This window comes from Nocardia acididurans (assembly GCF_016741815.1).
GTDB lineage: Bacteria > Actinomycetota > Actinomycetes > Mycobacteriales > Mycobacteriaceae > Nocardia > Nocardia acididurans.
This window is the reverse complement of record NZ_JAERRJ010000061.1, coordinates 1-476: the sequence shown is the minus strand read 5'-3', so window position 1 is coordinate 476 and position 476 is coordinate 1. Positions and strand designations below refer to the sequence as shown.

The window sequence follows — 476 nt, the reverse complement described above, 5'->3', positions numbered from 1 at the left end:
TTCGGTGATCCGACGGTGTTCCTGGAGCAGGCGGTGGTCAATCCCCGCCATATCGAGGTGCAGATCCTCGCCGATGCCCAGGGCAATGTCATTCACCTCTACGAGCGCGATTGCTCGTTGCAGCGGCGGCATCAGAAGGTGATCGAGCTCGCGCCCGCGCCGAATCTGGATCCCGCACTGCGCGACCGGATCTGCGCCGACGCGGTGGCGTTCGCCAAGGAGATCGGTTACTCGTGCGCGGGTACCGTGGAGTTCCTGCTCGACGAGCGCGGTAATCACGTGTTCATCGAGATGAACCCGCGAATCCAGGTGGAGCACACGGTGACCGAGGAGATCACCGATGTCGACCTGGTGCAGTCGCAGATGCGCATCGCCGGTGGCGAAACGCTGGAAGACCTTGGGCTGAGCCAGGATTCGATCAAGATCCGCGGTGCGGCGCTGCAGTGCCGCATCACCACCGAGGACCCGGCCAACGG

Annotated in this window: 1 protein-coding gene; it reads left to right on the top strand. The window is 63.9% G+C overall.

Annotated features, from left to right (window positions below):
* Positions 1 to 476: ATP-binding protein (locus tag JK358_RS38790; protein ID WP_443677921.1), on the top strand; the 476-nt coding region annotated here is incomplete at both ends.